An 18,329-nucleotide genomic window follows, 5' to 3' on the forward strand; every position below is an offset into this window, starting at 1 on the left:
TCATTAGTCATTGGGAAGTTACCGTCTTCTCCCCCCTGCTCCCTGCTCCCTGCTCCCCTGCTTCTTCCCCCACTCCCCAGCCATTAATTTTGCCGTTGGGTAATAATTTGAGAGGAGCAAATTTTTAATAACATTAATTTTACATCAATCAAAAGTTACACCTATGTCAGAAATATGGACTAATTTATTTACATCCGGGCCGTTTATACCGCACGGACACTGTTATTTATGGAAAACAGATTTAGTCTGGTTACACTTAGGATCTGATTTAGTCACTGCAATAGCTTATTACTCTATTCCAGCTACACTGTTCTGCTTTGTCCGCAAACGGCAGGATTTACCCTTTCATTGGATTTTTCTGCTATTTAGTGGATTTATCTTGGCTTGCGGTACAACTCACTTCATGGAGATTTGGACACTTTGGCATCCCACTTATTGGCTGTCGGGGTTAATTAAAGCAATAACTGCAATCCTATCTTTAATTACAGCTGTAAAGCTTGTACCCTTAGTTCCTCAAGCTCTGGCACTCAAAAGTCCGGCTCAATTAGAACAAGCAAATCAAGAACTGCAAACACAAATAGTTGAGCGATTACAGGTAGAGGCAGAACTCAGAAAATACCAAAATCATCTAGAGGAGTTGGTGGCTGTTCGTACTGATGAGATTACCAAGTCCAACGAGCAATTAAAGCTGGAAATTGCTGAACGCCAGCGAATTCTATTAGTTCTCAGACAAAGTGAAGAGCGCTACCGTTATTTAGCTGAGTCAATTCCCCAACTCGTATGGACTGCTGATGCCGACGGCAACAGTGATTATTTCAACAGTAATTGGTGTGAATACACGGGGCTAACAGTGGAACAGTCTGTGGGTTATGGTTGGTTAACAGTATTACATCCAGATGATGTAGAAAGAGCAGGTCAAGTGTGGTCAAATGCCTTTTCTAATGGGATTTTGTATGAAACCGAATACCGCTTCCAACGAGCTACTGATGGTTGCTATCGCTGGCACTTAGGGCGAGGCTTACCACTTAAAGATCAGGAAGGTAATGTAGTTAAGTGGTTTGGAACTTGTACAGATATCGACGAACAAAAGCAAATATTAGAAGAACGGGCGCACCTGTTGGAATTAGAACAAATTGCACGAGCTAAAGCTGAAACAGCCAATCGAATTAAAGATGAATTTCTGGCGGTACTTTCTCATGAGTTACGCACGCCACTAAATGCCATTCTGGGGTGGTCTAAGTTATTACAAACTCGGAGTTTTGATCAAGCTCAGAGATCACAAGCACTAGCCACAATTGAGCGTAATGCCAAATTACAGGTTCAACTCATTGAGGATTTGTTGGATACTTCCAGAATTTTACAAGGCAAATTGACGCTGGAGATTACGAATGTTAATTTAGCATCGACAATATTGTCTGCATTAGACACCATGCGGTTAGCATTAGAAACTAAATCGATTCAGGTGAATACAATCCTTGAACCGAATCTAGGAATAATTTTGGGTGATTCTACTCGCTTGCAACAAGTGGTTTGGAATCTGCTTGCTAATGCGATTAAATTTACACCCAATCAGGGAAAAATAGCAATAGAACTCAGGCAGGCTGATGGTTTTGCTGAAATTATAGTTAGTGATACAGGAAAGGGAATTAATCCTGAGTTTTTGCCCTATGCTTTTAATTATTTCCAACAGGCAGATAGCAGTTCTGTGCGAAAATTTGGTGGATTAGGGCTGGGATTGGCAATTGTGCGGCATATTGTGGAGATGCATGGCGGAATTGTCAAGGCAGAGAGTCCTGGTGAGGACCAAGGGGCAACTTTTAGCGTCAGTTTACCGCTTCACCAAGATGAAAGCCTAAGTATGGCAGAGCCAGCAAATCTCCCCACAGACTTAGGACTTAACTCTTTAGTTCTGGCTGGGATAAAAGTTTTAATTGTTGAGGATGATGCTGATTCGCGAGAATTTGTGGTTTTCGTATTAGAGCAAGAGGGGGCTGAGGCGATCGCCGTATCTTCGGCTTTTGAAGCTTTGCAAGTCTTAACCCCAAGCCAGCCGGATGTTTTAGTCAGTGATATTAGTATGCCCGAAATGGATGGCTATATGCTCATCAGTCAAGTGAGAACTTTGACCCCAGAAGCAGGTGGAAAAATTCCGGCGATCGCCTTAACGGCCCATGCTAGAGATGATGATCAGCAACAAGCACTAGCAGCAGGGTATCAAATGCACTTATCCAAGCCTGTGAACACAGAAAAATTAATTGCAGCGATTGTGAAACTTGTGGTAACAGGAGTATAATGTGATGTTTATCTCTTGACTGGATTTACAGCACATTGGGAATATTTCTCAGATAGGCTGTCACCCTAGTTAATTTCAGGACACAGCCACAGGATGATCAGGAGTAATTGAGTGCAAAGACTACTAATATTGTTATTATTGACCATATTCCTATTAATAAATCATCATACTTCGCCCGCCATCGCAGCAGAGATAAATCATGGTGCAGAAGTGTTTAGCGTTCATTGTGCAGGTTGTCATATCAACGGTGGTAACATTATCCGCCGGGGTAAAAACTTGAAAAAACCAGCCCTAGAAAAATATGGAATGAACACTATAGAAGCAGTTACATCTATAGTCACCAATGGTAAAAATAATATGTCAGCCTATGCAGACCGCCTAACTGCACAGCAAATACAAGAAGTTGCAGCTTATGTCCTCGAACAAGCCGAAACAGGTTGGCGTTAGTTACAACGCTTTGCCAGTAAATGAAGGACACATTTTAAGATGATAAATCTTGTGGGGGAGGGCAAAGATACCCGCCCTGCGTACCTACTCAAATGAAACGTGTTGTCATTAAAAATTACATATTATAAATAAAACAGGAATAGTTTATCCTATGCAATCGACCACTACCCCCCAAACCACCCTGATAGCCGGAAATCTGCGTAGTGTGCATCATATTGCTCTCAACGTCCAGGATATGCAAGCTTCACGCCACTTTTACGGTACTATTCTAGGTTTGCATGAACTTAGAGGGGATGAAGTACCAGCCACCTTGATAGAACTTGTGGCTATAGGGAAAGTCGCCAATTTTGTCACCCCCGATGGCACAATTTTAGATTTATTTTGGGAACCGGAATTATCACCACCAGATCCCAATCCAGAACGGACATTTACCAGAGCATATCATCTAGCCTTTGATATCGATCCGCGATTATTTGAGTCAGCAGTCACAGTCCTCAGAGAAAATCAAATAGCGATCGCTCATGGCCCAGTGACTCGTCCTACAGGTAAAGGTATATACTTTTACGATCCCGATGGGTTTATGTTGGAAATTCGTTGCAATCAAGAATAACACCCAAATATAGTTTTTGACCAAGGAACCACCGTGTACACACAAATGATCAAAATTACTCCCAATCCTTTTTTGTAGGGTAGCCAGTGCGTTGCTGAGGTTACCTCCGTTGTAGCAACTGGCGTTGTATTGTCGCGTAGCGCAACGCACCCTACTAGATTCAAGCCCATGTCTGTGAGATTTTCCGACTTGTGTGTATGTACACCGTAGCTGATCAAACAGAGGGACTTAGCTTGATTAACGTTGATGGGGTATACGTAGATTTGTCGTTGTATTTGGTGGAGAACTGAGATTCAAGAAAGTGATCAGTTTGAGAGTCCGACGTTGAATTTTCCAACGCCCATTGACTTTGACAACTTCATCCTCATAAGTACCATTAGCTACATCAATGCTGGTGTCCGAACGTTTGTGAGTTGCATGGAGGTAAGAAGACATATTTCCTTGGTTCCCTTGAACGGAGATATTTATCGTACCAATCAGGTGTTGAGTAGCCTGATAGCCATTATTTTGGAATACTGAAGCAACGAAATCTGCCCATGCATCTGTTCCTATCAGGGTTTCAGTAGCGCCATCAGGAAAAACCGCTGTGATAACTGCACCCTGAGTAAAACAATCTCGATAAATATTCTTTCCTTCAAAAACGTTTCCGCTACCAATAGCATCAGTTCCCAGGGCGTAACAGGTGGTTAATTTTTGCAGTTCCAATTGCGCGTTAGGTTGACTTGCATTTGCTGGCTCAAACCTACCCCCAATCAGCAACACAAAAGTAATTGCTAGGGCGATTAAGGTGACACGATGCCACAAAATTGAGATCAACTGGGGAAATATGCGGCTGTTTGCTTTTTTTGTTTTCATAAAATAAATTGCTGATTTTTACTGTGTTTGCAACTTGCACTTTGACTTGAACTAAAACAAATAAAGTTTTAGCTCATAAAAATGGGTTAATCTTACTTGACTTCAATACAGGATTTTACTTTTCCAGAAAATAATATAACGAGTACAAGACTGATATACTGAATTATTTATAACAACCATAGAGCTAATGTGTAACCGTTAAATACACCCAAATTATCATCAAAGTTGAATTTTTCTCGCCCACTCATTTATCGGATTGCTACAGCACCTTGCAAGTAAATCAAATATACGTCTCAAATTTGATAAATCTTCTGGGGAAGGCAAAGATTTCCCCCAGTAACTCACTCATACCAATTATTTGTGAGGCTGCATATTATTTTGACCCCCCTACACCACAAAAATCCGGTTCTCTACTCGCTTGCGGGGAGGGGTTATTTCCATGCATCTTTATATGAAATTGGTATCAGAGGAAATGTAGTGTATGCATAGAGAATAAAACTATATAGGCATAGAAATAATAAATTCCGTGCCTTTTCCTAAAACTGACTCACAAATCAAACTACCACCGTGCTTTTCTTCTATAATTTTTTGACTGATAGATAATCCTAATCCTGTCCCTTGTCCCACGGATTTAGTAGTAAATAAATGCTCAAAAATACATGATTGAACTTCTTCTGTCATTCCTCTACCATTATCTTCGATTTGAATAATTACATTTTGCTGGTTTGGAGATAATTTAGTCTTAATTTTGATGTATTGAGCAGGTTTAGCTTGGTTCTCTGCATAACTATAACCAGTAACTACTTCATCTAAAGCATCAATAGCATTTGCCAATATATTCATAAATACCTGATTTAATTGTCCTAAATAGCATTTGATTTTGGGAATATTTCCATAATTTTTAATAATGTGAATAGCCGGACGATGATGATTAGCTTTGAGGCGATGTTGTAAAATCAATAAAGTGCTATCAATGCCTTCATGGATATTAGCTGATAATTTAGATGTAGTATCAGCACGGGAAAAAGTACGAAGCGAAGTGCTAATGTTGCGGATGCGTTGTGTACTGATTTTCATACTATCAAGGATTTTGGGTAAATCTACTAGCAGATAGTCTATATCTATTTCTACCGCTTTTTTGGCAATTTCTATGCCAGGATTCGGAAATTTTTCTTGGTACATTTGTAGATAGCTGACTAAATCATTTACAGCATCTTTGGCTTGTTCGATACTACCTGAAATAAAACCAACTGGGTTATTAATTTCGTGCGCTATTCCGGCAATTAAATTGCCCAAGGAAGACATTTTTTCACTTTGCATAAGTTGTATTTGTGCTGCTTGTAAATCTTTCAAAGATTGTTCTAATTGTCGAGATTTATCTTGTTCTCTAGCATACAAGCAGGCATTTTCTATAGCGATAGCCATTTGAGAAACTAAAACTTTTAAGACTTCTACTCTTTCTGGAATAAACGCTCCGGCTGTCAACTGGTTTTCTAAATAAATAATACCTGTAAGTTGGGATTTATAAATAATTGGTAAACAAAGAATTGATTTAGTTTGCCATTTTTGAATATAGCTATCAACATCAAAGGGTTCAGCAATCGTTGCGTCATTTAAAACAATGATTTTCTGCGTCCTCAAAACGTAATTGACGATAGAAAGAGGTAAGCTGTGGGATTTCTCAATAGGAATAGATTGTAAAACTATTACTTGCTCATCAACCGCATTTCCAGAAGCTTCTATATAAAGTTGATTATCTTTAATTAGCAATAATAAAGCTTTCTTGGCAGCAGCATTTTCTAGTAAAGTTTTAATTAACTTACTCAAGAGATTTTCTAAAACGATCTCATTAGTAATCGCTTGAGAAAACTTGATAAATGTATCAAAATCTAGAACATCGCTCAAACCAGTATTGGTATTAGTTTTAGTAGCAATGTGGGTCATATCTGATGTTAAAGTAGGAGTGGCGGTATTGCTGGCTTGTTCTACTAGGAAAGCATACTTTGATTCTAAGTCTTTAACTTTAGCGATCGCACCCCAACGAATATATGTATAATACGCTTTAGTAATATACGTTTGATGAATTAATTCTTTGTCTAGAGCTTGATAAAATACTCCAGCTAACTCATAAGCCAAGGCTTCTTCTTGGAGATAACCATTTTCGTTTGCTTGAGCAATAGCATTTTCATAGTATTCCATTGCTGCCAGGGTTTCACCTAAAACTCGATATCTTTCTGCCTCCACAAGATAAAATTTGTGTAAGTGATTCATCGGGGCGTGAGTAGCCCAGAGTTTCATTTTTTGCTGATTAGCTGCTACTTTTTGCAAAATAGACTCTCGCTCAGACTCTTCAGCAGTAGGATAAATAGCTAATTGGACTAAAGAATCATAGAAATAAAACACAGGTACAACAAATAGCCCTGTGACTCCACCTAACGATTTTTCTGCCATGTCTGCATTTTTTCTAGCTTCACAATACTCTCCAAACATATAAGAGAGCATCAGCTTATTAATAAATAAATGATTAATTGTATAAAGGTCGTTATATTTCTGATGAATTGGCAGCAGACTTTCCTCATTGTATACATTACCTAATAAACAATAGACATTTTCTGGATAAGTTTTCAAATTGATCACTGTTTGTAAATATATTTGATTCCACGTTAAAGCTACTTGTTGCTTAATTTTTTTGAGTGAATCACAATAAGCTACCAGTTCCTCTTCTAAACCCCAAAGTTCTTTACCTAGCCAAAATGAATGATAAGGATAAATATAACCACAATAGCCAGCGTATTCTAAATCTCCAGTTTCTAAACCGCAAACGTAGCCATTTTTAGATGTTAAAAATGTTTCTTTAATATGTTCTTTCCAATGAAGAATATGGGCGCTAATAACTGTGATAATTTTAGCTTTGAGTTCTGTAGCATTAAATTGTGATACCAGACTGAAAGCCAATTTGCCAAAATCATAGCCAGAATCAATTTCTCCTTGAACTCCACACAGAATTAATCCATAAAGACTGTAACCATAAGCAGATACGGCTGTATTCCCATATTTTAAAGACAAATTGACCATTTCACAGGCAATAATGGGCATCATTGCTGGAGCAGTTTGAAAAGCCGCCGGCAGAACTCCCATTAAAATTTTCATGGCTGCTATCTTGTTCAGGTCAGTCATTAATGGTAAGTTAATTAAATCTGCGATCGCTTTCCCTTCTAAATTAGTTGCAATTTCATCCATGCCTTGCTGAATATCAGAAGCTGTGGGCTGATGGGAAAAATTTATCCCTAACAATTGCAGAATTGATAGTGCAGTCTCGATAGCTTCTAGTTGTTGGCTCTGGACTGTGGAAGCTATCATCTTGACTTCATAGACTTTGACTTTATCTAATAAAGTTTTGCCTTGTTGCAGCACCACTTCAGCCCATTGCTGCATCTGCTCAAAGTTACCACTGAGATAGGCTACCTCTGCGGCTCCATTATATAAACCGAGGGTTAATTTATATTCGGTTTCCCAAGCATCTTCACTTAAAAGTTTTATTCCGGTTTCCAAGTATTTCAGCGCAGCTTCATAAGCTGTGGAAGCTTTAGCTTTACATCCCGCTATTAGATTTAATCGGGATAATTCAGTTCTTTCAGATTGCTCAACCAGGGAAATAATACCGATATTTAACTGATTAACAATATCAAATATATGGGTTTCTATTTCCTCTTTTGGCGTATTTTCCAAGAGCAACTGACCTATTTTTAAATGAGTCAGTTTTTTCTGAAATTCAGGAATCAACGAATAAGCCGCTTGTTGCACTCTGTCATGTAGAAATTTATAACCTACCCGTGAAGTATCGAAATTCCAGTTAACTGCTTCTTCTTGATTAAAGACTAAAGGAATGCGGTAAGCCTCACTTAACGGTAAGATTAATCCGGACTGCAAAGCCGAATTCAAATGATTTGCTGTCAAAGAAGCCGATTTTTCATGAATTATTGATAAAACATCCAGACTAAAACTATCACCCACACAAGCTGCTAATTTTAAAACATCTTGGGTGACTTTTGGTAGCTTCTCCAGCCGACTAACAACCAATTCAACTACATTTTTATCAATAATGCCAATTGCTTGAATTTCTGCTAAGTTCCATTGCCATTTAGCACTATTTATGTCGAAATGCAAGAGTTTTTCTTGATAAAGTACCTGAATTAGTTGTGTGATAAAGAAGGGATTACCGCCAGTTTTGTTAAAAATTAATTCAGATAGTTCCCGAAATTTTTGATGTTTTTTTATAGCAGGATATTCAATAGAGTCACTTTCTTGTAGAGTTTCAGTAATTAACTGAATCACATTGTCTAAATCTAAAGATTTTAACACAATATTATTAACGACTGCGCCAGCATTTTGAATGTCTTCTATTGTTTTCATTAATGGATGCGCCGGAGTTACTTCATTATCCCGGAATGCCCCAATTAATAATAGATATTTGCTGTTGACATCAGTTATTAATATTTTAATTAAATTTAATGAGGCAGGATCTGCCCATTGCAAATCATCTAAAAATATGACTAAAGGGTGTGCTTTTTGAGTGAAGACTTTAATAAACTGTTCAAAAACATGATGGAAACGATTTTGTGATTCTGTTGCTCCAAGTTGAGGAACTTCCGGCTGTGTGCCGATAATTAATTTTACTTCGGGAATCACATCAATAATAACTTGAGCATTGCTTCCTAAAGCTGCTAAAATCTGATTACGCCATGCTTTTAGCTTTTGATTATTCTCTGTTAATAAGCAGCGGATTAAGTCAGTAAAAGCATTAATTAAAGGCCCATAGGGAACACTTCGTTTTAATTGGTCAAATTTGCCAGTAATAAAATAACCTTGTTGGCGAGTGATGGGTTTATTAATTTCATTAACGAGCGCTGATTTACCAATACCAGAATACCCGGAAACTAGCATCATTTGACTAGTTCCAAATGTCACTTTTTCAAAGGTGGCTAAAAGTTCTTCAACTTGTTGGTCACGTCCATATAATTTTTGCGGGATTAATAGCTGACTTAATACGTCTAAACGTCCGGGAATAAAGTTAGTCATTTCACCAGGATTTTCTAAATGGTGAAGACATAACTCTAAATCTGCTAATAATCCTGTCGCACTGTTATATCTATCTTCCGCATTTTTTGCCATCAACTTCATCACAACTGCTGAGATGTTGGCAGGTATTTCTGGATTTAATGACTGCGGGTTTACTGGTTGAACAGCAATATGACTGTAAACTATTTCTAAGGGATATTCGCTAGAAAATGGTTTTTGATCAGTGAGCATTTCATATAAAGTCACACCCAGAGAATAAAAATCACTACGATAGTCAAGCATCCGATTCATTCTCCCAGTTTGTTCAGGAGACATATAGGCAAGTGTACCTTCAACGCAATTGGGGTTAATAAATTGGGTATTTTCTTGATTGAGGCGGGAAGCTATACCAAAGTCAGTTAGTTTAACCTGATCTGTTTGGCAATTTATAATAATATTACTGGGCTTAATATCTTTATGAATAATTTGGTTTTTATGTAAATAATCTAAAGCTTTAGTTATTTCGATAGCAATATTTAAATAATTAACTAAAGTGAGTTTTTTAACTTTTAGCAGTTGTGCCAAAGACTGACCACCAAAGTCTTCTAGCAAGAATCCCACACGATGCTCGAATGTTTCTTCGCTGATGGCTTTTACTATATTGGGATGGTCTAAACCTTGCTGAATTTGATACTCATTTTTCAGGTGAGTAAAGGCTTCTAGGGTAGGATATTCATTTTTGAGAATTTTCAGAATAACTGGCTGTTGCGTATTTGGTATTTGTGTTTGATAGATAATAGTCTGGATTCCTTCGTGGAGAGTGGAGTTGATTTCATATCCAGTCAGGTTTAGCATTGGTTTTTGACTATAAAGTTACAAAAACCCCTCTTCCACTGCGGAAAGGGGGTGATGCTTTAATTATTCCCCGTGGAAGGCAATTATTACCATTTGATGCCAAATTTAGCTTCTAGCCCTGGAAATGAGAACTGGCGGGTCAACAAACATAGTCGGCCTACGTGGGTAAAATTCAGGGTTTTGCTTGTGTAGCAGATATTGGCGTGATTTCCCCCAAATTCATTAACCAAAGGTTACGATGAATAAAAATTATCCCAATCATAAATTTCTCTTAATCTATGACTTTGGTAAATGGAAGCACTAGCTTCAACAGCTAAGGGACTTGCAAGCAATAAAATCCCCAATTAATTTGTAGTAACCCACCCTACAATTTTTGGGTAATTTATTTTTTGGTGTTCCCTAACCGTTAACTGCTCTGTACTTCAACTTTTACTTCCGGCTCTATCTTTTGAGGGCTTTGACTAATCAGCAGAGCTGCTAAGACAAGAATCGCGCCAATTAGACCGCGTAGTCCTAGATGTTCTCCCAGTAGCCAAAATGAGAAAATTGTCGCGAATAATGGCTCAAGTGTATAGAGTAAGGCCGTTTCTTCAGATGAAACCCATTGCTGTGCCAATGTTTGCAGCCAGATGACAGCCGCCGTTGCTAATAGCCCTAAGTAGAGAATTGCTCCCCAGTGCTGTTGAATTACTTCAAATTCGTGAAGAATTTGCGTGTTATTCCAGAGTAACGCTAGCGCCGCAATGAAGAAAAGTTGAACACTAGTGAGTGTTAAGGTGGGGTGACGGGAGGCGACTCGCTCTAGGAAAAGTATGTAGACTGCATAGACAAAAGCATCAACGAACATCAATAAATCGCCAATTCCTAGTTCTCCCCCTTCCCAAAACATGATCCCAATACCGATCACAGCTACTACAGAGGCTAGGAAAGTTTTCAACAGTATGGGCTTACCACTCAGCCATCCTAGTAGCGGGACGATGAGTACGTTCAAACTGCCAATGAATGCCGCCCGGTTTGCTGGTATAGTTTTGAGTGCAATGGTTTCTATCGCTAAGAAAAAGAACAGCAAAAGTCCTAGTAATGTACCATCACGAAATAAAAGTGCGTTGATATTACGTAAATTTAGGCTAAAAACCCCTGCTGCGATCACAAAGCGTGAAGCAATTAATGCGCTTGGTGAAAGGCTAGTAACGATGTCTTTAGTTAATGGAAAAGTTGTAGCGCTAATTACATTAACAAGGATAAGCAGGATTATTCCTTTTAAATGCAAGGAATTTTTAATTTCCATTAAACTAATTAATTGAATAATGTTTCTTGACAAAAATGTTGAATGCGATCGCATTCTCTCATCTTGCTTTTTTTCCGTCCAGTTAAACAGGAGGAAAGGGTGCAGGGGAGAAGATCCCAGACATAAATCTAGTTGCTCAGTAACCTGATTCCAGAACCCAAACCCGCTGTCCGCCACGGTGAAGTCGAAATGATACCCGGATTACTTAACCAAATGTTGAACCATTCCAACCCCACATTGTAGCTTTAGCATCCGCAAATTCTAGATAAATCCGATTTTCTGGTACGCCTAAAGTTTGGTGAATCTGCTGGCAAAAGTCCTGACTCATGGCTTTGGTTTGGTCTGGCTGCATTGTGCCGATACTTTTAATTTCAACATAGCAAACGGGGTCTGTAGTCCCGGCAAAGGTCATAGAAATATTTGGTTCAAAAGCTGTCATGACGTAAGATTCAGGTTTACCCAGATGTTTTGCTAATTTGCTGGATAAGTTCTTTAGCATTGTCTCAACATCGGCTTTTTGGGGCGCAGATACAGAAGTTTGGACTTTGATTAAAGGCATAATATTGAATTAAAATTTTGCTTTTTGTGGATATTTTTAAGTCTATCGAATCCAGTCCCCAGTTTCTAATGATGCGATGAGCGAAATATATGGCTATGTTCTGGATGATATAAACACGATCGCCCTTTTGTCGCTGAAAGTGCTGGACTAATGACGTAAAGTGTGGTACGTATGAGGTTTTCTTCCTGGGTACATTCTGCCATCTGGTTGAGGGGGACAACGATGATTTTTTCATCAGGCCAGCCGATGCGAAAGCAAATCGCAATTGGGGTTTCGGCTGGGTAGTGTTCGAGAAGTTTGGCTTGGGCGTTTTCAATGTGACGCGCACTCAGATACAGACAAAGACTAGCTTGATGTGCGGCGAGGGTGGCTAATTCTTCTGTCGGTGGGACTTGTGTCCGTCCACTGATGCGGGTGAGAATGATGGTTTGTACTAAGCCGGGAACAGTTAATTCTATTTTGAGTTTGGCGGCTGCGGCTTGAAAGGCGCTAATACCGGGGATAACTTCAAAGGGAATATTAGCCTCGGCTAGGAGTTGCATTTGCTCATGGATGGCGCTGTAAAGACTGGGATCTCCCGAATGAAGACGAACGACAGATTTATGCGATCGCACTCCTTCGATCATCAACGCTAGAATTTCCTCTAAAGTCTTATTGGCAGTCCGAATAATTTCTGCATCCTCTCGGCATAAATGCAAAATCTCCTCTGGGATTAAAGAATCAGCAAATAAAATTACATCCGCCACAGCCAGCAGTTTCTGGGCTTTGACTGTTAATAAATCCGGGTCTCCTGGCCCTGCTCCCACAATGTAAACTGTTGAAGGCATAATATCTACATTGTTTTTCATACAAAATTTAGGATTTCTTTTACGTAATTTCCCAGAAAGATAAATGAGCAAAAGATGTTTTTTGAGATTCTTTGCGGTAACCTTCCGGATTAACTCACTATTTCTAGTAGAGATGAATGGTAGATGCACCCTGGTTAAGCCCTAGAGAATACTCTGGGGCATTTTTTATTTTTCATCCCCTCATTCCTTCATCTCCTCTCGGTGGCGAAACCACATCAGGTAAAGAGCGTTTAACTAAATACAGCCAAGCTAACCCAGCTAATCCCACAAGAATACCCGTTAAACTCACAACTTGTGCAATGCGAAGCGGCCCCAGCATTAAGCTATCAATCCGAAAACCTTCAATCCACAGGCGACCGCAGCTATAAGCTACCACATAAGTTAAAAATAGCGTCCCTACGCGCAAGCGTGGCTGTCCAGATAAACTGCGAAAAAATAAAGTGATTAGCAAGGCAAATACTAGTAAATTCCACAGCGATTCGTAGAGAAATGTGGGATGGAAGTATTCAAAATTAGCTAAGGCTGGAGGACGATTTTGGGGTGGAATATATAGCTTCCAAGGTAAATCAGTGGGACGACCAAAAGCTTCGGAGTTAAAGAAATTTCCCCAACGTCCAATTGCTTGCCCTAAAATCACGGAAGGAGCAATTAAATCAGCCAGTTGCCAAAAAGACACCTGATTAATTTTGGCAAAGATTAATGCTGCTAAAATACCACCAATCATCGCTCCGTGAATGGCAATACCTCCTTGCCAAATAGCAATTATGCGTTCTGGGCGCTGGGAGTATTCAGACCATTGAAATAAAACATAATACAACCGGGCTGCGGGAATCGCCCCAATCACTAGCCAAATTGATAAATCACTGAGCAATTCTGGGTTAACATTACGGTGCTTTGCCAAATACTGAGAAAGGCTCACACCGATTAACACGGCTGTAGCAATCAATAAGCCATACCAACGGATACTTATTGGCCCGATGTCCACGATAATCGGGCCTGGAGAGGTAAATTGAAACGCTAAAGGCAAAGTGGAAATATCCAGTATCATGCAAAACTACCTATTTAACTAGATTTTTAGGCGTTACAGCAATTAAAGCAGTTTTTGCTTCGAGTGGGGAATGGAGAGTGGGGAGTGGGGAATGGAGAAAGAAAGATTTCTATACGAGTTAGTCTATGTAGTTAATGAATGCTATTTATGAAGATGTAGACCATGCCAAATTTACAGTCACGGGGCTATCTTTTAACTGAGCAGGTAAATCCTGATAGTCTGAACTTAGACCAGCTCAGTTCTGTGGAGTTGGTGGATTTGTTTAATCGCGAAGACGAAAAAGCTGTGGCGGCGGTGGCGGCGGCGCAAGTTCAGTTAGCTCAAGCCATTGATGTGGCGGCAGAACGTTTGAGCCAGGGAGGACGTTTATTTTATGTTGGCGCGGGGACAAGTGGCAGGTTAGGGGTGTTAGATGCTGCTGAATGTCCACCTACTTTCTGCACACCCCCAGAGTTGGTACAGGGAATTATTGCTGGTGGTGCTGGTGCATTGGTACGCAGTTCTGAAGATTTAGAAGACCGTAGCGCCGATGGTGAAGCAGCGATCGCACAACGACAGATTACCCAATTAGATGTAGTAGTCGGGATTACCGCCGGGGGGACAACTCCTTTTGTCCACGGAGCGCTCAATGCCGCTCGTCAAAGGGGCGCGAGAACTATTTTTATTGCTTGTGTACCTACAGAACAAGTGCGCTTTGATGCAGATGTTGATATTCGTTTATTAACTGGGCCAGAAATCCTCGCTGGTTCAACTCGCTTAAAAGCTGGTACAGCCACAAAGCTAGCTTTAAATATCCTTTCCACTGGGGTAATGGTGAAGCTGGGCAAAGTTTACGGTAATCGTATGGTGGATGTGGCGGTAACTAATCAAAAGTTACGCGATCGCGCTTTACAGATGTTGCAGGACTTGACAGGTTTAAGTCGGGAAGCTGCGGGTTTTTTACTCGAACGCAGTGGGAAATGGGTGAAGCTAGCCTTGCTGATGCACTGGACTGGTTTAGAAAAAGCAGCAGGCGATCGCTTACTTGCAGAAAACCAAGGCAATCTCAGAGTAGCTGTTGCCAGTTACAAAAATGACAAACAAGTTTGAGAATTTCTAATTGCCGCTCATGGTTAATTGCCTAGCAATCAATTAACCATTATTCATCTTTTGACAGATTATGTCTGAATATTTTTTAATTTAATCAATAGGATGTATGAAATTTCATCGGTTTTTCATCTACCTAAATATAGGTGAACAATCAAGTAATTGATCACTATTATTGGTTGTGAATTAACCACACAATCATTCAGCTTTATACAAGGAATATAAGCATGATTAATAGCAATCAATTACAAGAAATAGAAAAATACATCCCTCTCATAGGAGATATAAACATCAAAACTCCATTTGCATATCAAGCAACCCGTGGAGCCGTTGAAGTAGTGAATACAGTCCAAATGGCCATAGCAGAGGCTTACATCAACGGATTAGAAATTCCTGACTCAACTCTGCAAACAGTTTTTGATACTTGTATGCCTGTTTTTTTCCAATATTTTCCCTCCCTTTTAGCACCCTATGAATGGGTATTGAAAGAAACCCCTCAACTGGCTGAAGGTTCACGAGATTTGATGAAAATTCAATATGATTTACCTCAAGCCATGCTGAATAAGATGTTGGGTGAAGGAAAACTCATTTATCCCAAGTACAGTATGGGATTATGGGAAAAAGGAGCATTAAACCTAGAACAATCACAGATCGATATGATCGATGATGTAATTGAGAAATTAGATATCCAGGATGGAGACCATATATTAGACTTTGGCTGTGGTTGGGGATGTGTTCCCAATTACATTCTTTCTAAATTTCCCAATGTCAAAGTGACTGGGCTGAATTTGAGCCACGAGCAATGTGAATATATGCGCCAGAAAATGCAAGAGCCTGAAAGCTATCTCAGTTCAGGCAGATTCATGTTATATGAAGGAGATTTAAATGAGACAAAATTTGACAACAAATTTGACAAGATCCTGTCTATTGGTGTGTTCTGTCATGTAGGTAATTTAACTAACTCCTTTGAAAAGTTAGCTTCTTTTCTCAAGGAGAATGGCAAAGTTTTTATTCATATTATTACAGTTCGGACACCTAACAATATCTCTAGTGCTTACACGCACAAATACATTTTCCCCCACGGGCGATACTGGAATTATGATGCAGTTCCTAGCCATAACAAAAATCTAAAAACCGTTAAAAGATGGTATCTTAATGGTTCTAACTACTCGCAAACATTTGCTACCTGGTTGCATAATTTTGACAATAATCAAGCAACCATACAACATTTAAATTATGGCATAGATTATGCTAAATTTCGCCGAATCTGGAGATTTTATTTGATATGGTTTATCAGAAATTTTGCTAGTTGTGATGGTGAATATAATGGGAATGGTCAATATTTAATGGTTCATAGCTAATACCAATTTAATATAAAGATGGATAAATAGAATTTAACCAGAAATCCAGTTCCCCTCCTCGCTTGCGGTCTGGGGTTAGGGGTGGGGTCGAAATCATATGCAGCCTCACAAATAATTGGTATAAGAGAATGTCTGAGAAGTTAAATTTGATTCCCGTCCTCTCTTGCAGCTAGAGGCTAGGCGTGGTTTTCTATGCTAACTGGAGATGAAGAGTCACATTTAAGATAGATTTATTGGTGTACCCTTGGCATTCTCGGAGATTAGCCACTAAAGTATCTACATCAGTGTTTATCTGTTGTGCCTTATTTATTTTTTTCTACCCGATCCTAAACTATTCGTGAAAGCCGAGAACCCCTGTTTTTTTAATAAACCGGGGTTTTGAAATGTATTAATTTTCACCAATCAAATAGGATAGCGAGAGAAACCAAGTACATTCTTTGACTAAACTGCACTATTCAGTAATCTATGGCTAGACTATCCCACGAGTTACAACGCTATTTCTTTGACGAAGACCGCACCGCACAAGTAACTTTGGCAGAGATTCTGCTGCTAGCCAAGGAACGAGTTTTTGGGTTTTTGCTGGTGATTCTGTCTCTTCCTTCAGCTTTACCCGTTCCTGCGCCTGGTTACTCGACTCCTTTCGGTGGTCTGATTGTTGTGCTGGCTGTACAGCTGATGTTCGGGGCTGAAATTCCCTGGCTACCCCAAAAAATGCTCAATCATCCCATGAAACTCGAAACAGTCCAAAAGTTTTTGAAGGCGGGACTTCCTTGGTTACGAAGGATTGAAGCGATCGCCAGGCCGCGTTTGACCTATATTTGTACTACTCTACCAGGTCGAGTCACTATTGGTAGTGCGATCGCCTTGATGGGCATTTCCATGATCATTCCCATTCCCGGAACCAATACCCTCCCAGCCATAGGCGTTTTCGTGACTAGCTTTGGTTTGCTCGAAGATGATGGTGCGATTAGCTTAGGAGGTTTAGTCATCTGCCTAATTGGGGCAATTTCCAGTATTTCTATTTTGATTGCAGTATTTTGGGGTGGTGCTAGTCTTCTGGATTTACTCAAGACTTGGCTGGGTCTTTAATCTCCAAAAATACTCCTAGAGGCGTATGGCATGAGATTACTAACCGTAGATAATACTGCCATGACTGCTTTAAACATTCACCTGCATTTATTTCTGGAAAATCTGCTGTTTTTCCTGTCCGCGACATCTTTTTTGATTGTGGTGGGTTGGGCGTGGAAACACGCAAAACCCTACAGGATTCCGGAACCGCTGCCGCAATGGTTTAAACTTTGGTTTAGCACGGTGCAAATACTGGGAATATTCCTACCTTTGGTAGTAATGGTGTTATCGGGTGTATTGTGGGGCGAAACTTCTGTATTATCAGTATTTGCTTGGTACTTTGTCATCTTAGGATTACAAATTCTCTCGGAAATCATCTCATTAAAACGGTTTCACAACCTAGTTTGGGTGATGGTTCCCTACTTGTATGTACCTTACCGCATCTGGCAGATGTATGAAGGTTTGACACTATTGGGTTCTGCAAGTCAAGTCTGGTGGATACAAAATTCATTAATTTTAGAAATTTTGCTATGGACTGGTAATTATGTCTTAAATGTGTCACAGCTACCAAGATTATTGGGCTGGGGATTCACACAAAACTCCGACATTCGTCTCAATTAACTGTAAACAAGTCCCTCAGTATTTCTGGTATATGTAAGCAAATTTTTAGGTGAAATTGGATTCTAATGTGAATACTTTGTACATATTTATATCTATCATTGAAACTTTCGATACTTCTGGTCACAAGTGAAGCTTTAATTCCATGTTAGTTAACCTAAAATTGCCCCAAAATTTCAGAATAAATAAAAATTAACCAACGTGATACCAATGAAAAAATCCTTGCATTTCGGATTGAATTCAGTTACAGTAAATTTACTAGTCTAAAAAACCTTTGCATATACAGCAATTTCCAATTATATAAGGTACTCATAGCCCCCTCATCGCTTGCGGGG

Annotated in this window: 13 protein-coding genes; 7 read left to right on the forward strand and 6 right to left on the reverse strand. The window is 39.5% G+C overall.

All coding sequences use genetic code 11. The annotated features are described in order from the left end of the window. Positions 1–163: 163 nt before the first annotated feature. The 3 genes from AACX33_RS00395 to AACX33_RS00405 all read left to right on the forward strand — a co-directional run bounded on the left by AACX33_RS00395 (position 164) and on the right by AACX33_RS00405 (position 3,350). Positions 164–2,293 carry a hybrid sensor histidine kinase/response regulator gene (locus AACX33_RS00395; RefSeq protein ID WP_193998249.1) on the forward strand — a complete coding sequence of 710 codons (2,130 nt, stop codon included), beginning with the start codon at positions 164–166 and terminating at the stop codon, positions 2,291–2,293. A gap of 111 nt (positions 2,294–2,404) precedes the next feature. Continuing rightward, on the forward strand, positions 2,405–2,740 hold the full coding sequence (petJ, locus tag AACX33_RS00400; RefSeq protein ID WP_193998250.1) for a cytochrome c6 PetJ: 336 nt from the start codon (positions 2,405–2,407) through the stop codon (positions 2,738–2,740). Between the two features lie 151 nt (positions 2,741–2,891). Next, entirely contained in the window at positions 2,892–3,350 is a 459-nt protein-coding gene (locus AACX33_RS00405; protein ID WP_193998251.1) for a VOC family protein, read from the forward strand. Positions 3,351–3,587: 237 nt separating this feature from the next. Here AACX33_RS00405 and AACX33_RS00410 read toward each other — a convergent pair whose 3' ends face one another. From AACX33_RS00410 to lgt, 6 genes are all read right to left on the reverse strand, one after another. Next, the gene (locus tag AACX33_RS00410) at positions 3,588–4,205 is read right to left on the reverse strand and encodes a nuclear transport factor 2 family protein (protein WP_193998252.1); all 618 of its coding nucleotides are present in this window, start codon (positions 4,203–4,205) and stop codon (positions 3,588–3,590) included. A 498-nt stretch (positions 4,206–4,703) separates the two neighbouring features. After that, positions 4,704–10,118 carry a trifunctional serine/threonine-protein kinase/ATP-binding protein/sensor histidine kinase gene (locus AACX33_RS00415; protein ID WP_193998253.1) on the reverse strand — a complete coding sequence of 1,805 codons (5,415 nt, stop codon included), beginning with the start codon at positions 10,116–10,118 and terminating at the stop codon, positions 4,704–4,706. Between the two features lie 406 nt (positions 10,119–10,524). Then, entirely contained in the window at positions 10,525–11,583 is a 1,059-nt protein-coding gene (locus AACX33_RS00420) for a DMT family transporter (protein ID WP_339405872.1), read from the reverse strand. 28 nt (positions 11,584–11,611) lie between these two features. Further along, the gene (locus tag AACX33_RS00425) at positions 11,612–11,965 is read right to left on the reverse strand and encodes a phenylpyruvate tautomerase MIF-related protein (RefSeq protein WP_193998254.1); all 354 of its coding nucleotides are present in this window, start codon (positions 11,963–11,965) and stop codon (positions 11,612–11,614) included. A 65-nt stretch (positions 11,966–12,030) separates the two neighbouring features. Continuing rightward, a complete protein-coding gene (cobM, locus tag AACX33_RS00430; protein WP_193998255.1) occupies positions 12,031–12,813 on the reverse strand; it encodes a precorrin-4 C(11)-methyltransferase in 783 nt (260 codons plus the stop codon). 172 nt (positions 12,814–12,985) lie between these two features. Next, positions 12,986–13,861: a prolipoprotein diacylglyceryl transferase gene (gene lgt, locus AACX33_RS00435; protein ID WP_193998256.1), complete on the reverse strand. Its 876-nt coding sequence runs from the start codon at positions 13,859–13,861 to the stop codon at positions 12,986–12,988. A gap of 162 nt (positions 13,862–14,023) precedes the next feature. Between lgt and murQ the strand changes: the two genes are divergently transcribed. From murQ to AACX33_RS00455, 4 genes are all read left to right on the forward strand, one after another. Next, a complete protein-coding gene (gene murQ / locus AACX33_RS00440) occupies positions 14,024–14,950 on the forward strand; it encodes an N-acetylmuramic acid 6-phosphate etherase (RefSeq protein ID WP_193999203.1) in 927 nt (308 codons plus the stop codon). Positions 14,951–15,174: 224 nt separating this feature from the next. Beyond that, entirely contained in the window at positions 15,175–16,308 is a 1,134-nt protein-coding gene (locus AACX33_RS00445) for an SAM-dependent methyltransferase (protein ID WP_193999205.1), read from the forward strand. 465 nt (positions 16,309–16,773) lie between these two features. Then, complete coding sequence (locus AACX33_RS00450; RefSeq protein WP_193999207.1) at positions 16,774–17,397, forward strand: exopolysaccharide biosynthesis protein; 624 nt, start codon at positions 16,774–16,776, stop codon at positions 17,395–17,397. A 30-nt stretch (positions 17,398–17,427) separates the two neighbouring features. Beyond that, positions 17,428–17,997 (forward strand): DUF7733 domain-containing protein, encoded by a 570-nt coding sequence (locus tag AACX33_RS00455; RefSeq protein WP_227789364.1) that lies wholly within the window; start codon positions 17,428–17,430, stop codon positions 17,995–17,997. Positions 17,998–18,329 lie beyond the last annotated feature (332 nt).

Source organism: Nodularia sp. LEGE 04288 (assembly GCF_963896525.1).
Classification (GTDB): domain Bacteria; phylum Cyanobacteriota; class Cyanobacteriia; order Cyanobacteriales; family Nostocaceae; genus Nodularia.